Origin of the sequence: Bacillus cereus group sp. BfR-BA-01349, assembly GCF_022663795.1 — a bacterium.
GTDB classification, from domain to species: domain Bacteria; phylum Bacillota; class Bacilli; order Bacillales; family Bacillaceae_G; genus Bacillus_A; species Bacillus_A cereus.
The window spans coordinates 1-3,440 of the sequence record NZ_JAKUGE010000098.1 but is presented as its reverse complement, the minus strand read 5'-3'; the positions used below and the strand labels follow the sequence as shown (position 1 = coordinate 3,440).

Below are 3,440 nucleotides of genomic sequence, written 5' to 3'. Positions count from 1 at the left end.
AAAACTAAAAGGATTGTCCCCTGTGCAATACAGAGTTCAATCCTTAGTAGCTGCTTAATATATTTGTCTAATTTTTTGGGTTCAGTTCATTAAAGGGAACAAGAAAATGCCAGCTGAAAAAAGACCATCTATACTCATCTCTTTATTCGCTTTAATTTGTTTAGGGCTATGCTATTATATCGCTGGTTATCCGCAAGGCTACGTAACGGAAAAAAATGTGCAAAATGGATCTGTCTTTTTTATTATGTTATCTATTTTACCGCTCGTAATAGTCGGGACATATTTATTCTTTTCACAAACATTCCTTCTTTTCATCTATATTTTAAAGAAGCGCAGAAAGTTTTATTTGAAACAAATAAATATGTTATGGATTTCAGATTTAGTTTCTCGTACACGCAGTAATATTAATGTACTCTTTATTGTTTCTATGCTATCTGCACTTGCATTTACGATTATTATTGGATTATTCGCCGCTAATAACAATACGAAGGCATCAGTACTAGAGCGATATCCCGTTCCCTTCACGTATACATCAGAAGGTGACAATTCCCTTGAACAAAAGCATATTTCTACAATTGAAACGGAGCTTACAACTAATAATTTTCTTTACAAAAAATATAAGTTTACAGTATTAAAAGATACAGCTTCCAAAGAAGATATTATGCTTATGAAGATGAGTGATTATAACGCAATTGCTAAACAATTGAAAAGACCGGAAATAACAATTGATTCTACAGAAGTGTATATTATTTCTCGCCACTCACCAGAACTTCTCGATCTCGTATCTAATCCATTTGCAAAGCAAAATACGATTACACTTGGATCTAATAAAAAAGAATTTCATATTAAAGGGTTTATTAATAAAGGAATCGAACCATCATTTGCATTCCCTCATTTAGCTGTCGTACAAGATTATGTATTTGATAATATGATTCCTCATATTGAAACAACTGTAATCTATAACTATTTCGTAGAAAACTGGGAAAATGCAATCGTTCCAACAAAAAATATGTTACGTGTTATTAGTGGTGATGCACGTGAGTTCTACGAAAAGCATACTGAAGAGAAAGCTCAAGTTCCTTTCTTCATACATACGGCTACGGATGAACTTATTTACGGTAAAGGAAATGCAGTTGCTCAATTCTTTATTTGGGCATTTCTCGGCTTTATTTTCTTTATCGGTGCGGCTAGTGTTCTATACTTCCGTATGTATAATGACTTAACAACTGAAAGACAAAAGTATATTACGATTACAAAGCTTGGCTTAACTGAATCAGAAATGTTTCGCTCTGCTACCATTCAATTAGGAATTTTATTTTTCGTTCCTTACATCGTTGCTGGTGTTCACACGTTATTTGCGGTTAAGTTTTTACAAAGCATGTTTTCTTTCTCATTACTAAAAGAGACATGTATCGTACTCACCTTTTTCGGGATTATCGAGATTATTTTCTTCTTCTTAATCCGCTCTCTGTACATTAATAAATTATCACAGCATATCAAAATATGAATAAAATGGCCTTGTGCATATTGCACAAGGCCATTTTCAATAGTTTTTAATAATTAGCAGCAATATCCGCCGTAGCCACCAGCATAACCACCGTAACCACCATAACCACAACCGCCGCCTCCACCGAAGCAGCTAGCACCGATGATAATTAATAAAATAAACAATACGATTAGAAGCGCAAAACCGCCTCCGCACCCATGTCTGCGGTTACAATCATCATGTCTGTGTTCACACTTTTCGCTCATTACTCTATTCCTCCTTTAGTATCATTCATAACAAGTTCACCTTGCTCTAAATGAGGGGATTCCATTTATAGTATGTTTTCAGGGCGAATAGGAAGCTTGGCTTTCTTAAAAACGGGCTTGTTTTCGGAAATGGGCTTCATCAAAAAAAGATACCAATTAAGGTATCTTCTAAATAAACATATTTAATAAAAGTGCAAAACCAAATGCAATAAATGATAACAATGTCTCAAGTACCGTCCACGTTTTAAACGTTTCCTTCACCGTTAATCCCAAATACTCTTTTACAAGCCAGAATCCTGCATCATTTACGTGAGAAAACATTAATGATCCCGCACCGGTTGCTATAACGAGCAATTCTAAATTTACACCTGACATGTGCTGAATAACTGGTGAAACAATTCCTGCTGCCGTCGTTAATGCTACCGTAGCTGAACCTGTTGCGATTCGAATTAATCCAGCTACCATGAAAGCTAACACAATTGGTGATAGCGATATATGCTCTGCCATTTGCGCAATCGCTGTTCCAACGCCGCTTTCAATTAATATTTGTTTAAATCCACCGCCTGCACCGATAATTAAAATAATGGAACCGACTGGTAATAAACTTTCATCCGTTAATTTTTTAATCATCTTTTTATTAATTCCTTGTCTTATTCCAAGTAAATAAAATGCTGCGAAACATGAAATAAGTAAGGCAATTACTGGGCTTCCTATAAATACTAAAAATTCAGTTATCTTTTTCGGTAATGAAATATATGGTGCCACTACTGATAAAATCATCAATACAACTGGTAATAAAATAATGAAAAATGAAACTTTACGACTTGGTAAATCTGTTGATACAGTCGTAACTCGAACAAGCTCTGGTTCATTTTCGGGTATAACCCTTTTATGTACCCACTTTGCAAATATCGGTCCTGCGATAATGGCTGCTGGTAACGCGATAAGTAATGAATATAAAAGTACCTTTCCTAAGTTCGCGTTATAAATACCGATTGCTGTCATCGCCCCTGGATGTGGTGGCACAAGCCCGTGCACAATAGATAATCCAGCAATAACAGGTAACGCAATTAATAATATATTTTGCTTCGTCGTTTTTCGAATCGAAATAACAAGTGGTAATAATATGACGATCCCCACTTCAAAAAACACTGGAATCCCTATAACAAAACCTGCAAATAACATAGCCCAAGGTAGTTTCTTCACACCGAAAAATCGAATAAAGAAGTCTGCCACTTGCATGCCCGCCCCTGAATCGGACATCATTTTTCCTAAAATTGTTCCGAGGGCTAAAATACCAACTAGATGCCCTAGTACACTACCAACACCAGTTTCATAGGCAGTCACTATTTTCGTCAAATTCAGTCCAGACATAATAGCTAAAAATAAACTCGCCACTGTTAAACTAATAAATGCATGCCATTTCCACCATGATACCCCTAAAATAACAATTGTGATCGCAAGTAACGTGACGATTAATAAGTATATATCCATCTCTCATTCTCCTTACTTTTATCCCGATTGGTGTGGGCTAATAATTAGTGGGTGATGCCCTCCTCCACTAATTAAAGTTTTACTTTATAAAAAAAGAGGGAACATTGGTCATCTCCCTGTCAAGTAGACAGTAATAAAAAGAGTATTATGCCACGGCCTTTTCCCGATATTCTATCGGGGAAAGGCCGTGAAGT

The 3,440-nt window shown here is 35.8% G+C and carries 2 protein-coding genes and 1 pseudogene; 1 reads left to right on the top strand and 2 read right to left on the bottom strand.

Features of this window, described 5'->3' with window-relative positions; translation table 11 throughout:
• Window positions 1–88 precede the first annotated feature (88 nt).
• Window positions 89–1,507, top strand: a pseudogene (locus MR169_RS27780) (ABC transporter permease); the annotation flags it as partial.
• Window positions 1,508–1,560: 53 nt separating this feature from the next.
• Here the strand turns inward: MR169_RS27780 and MR169_RS27775 are convergent.
• Entirely contained in the window at window positions 1,561–1,752 is a 192-nt protein-coding gene (locus tag MR169_RS27775; protein ID WP_001290392.1) for a YjcZ family sporulation protein, read from the bottom strand.
• Window positions 1,753–1,920: 168 nt separating this feature from the next.
• Window positions 1,921–3,246, bottom strand: coding sequence for a gluconate permease GntP (gene gntP, locus MR169_RS27770; protein ID WP_044796396.1), 1,326 nt, complete (start codon window positions 3,244–3,246; stop codon window positions 1,921–1,923).
• Window positions 3,247–3,440 lie beyond the last annotated feature (194 nt).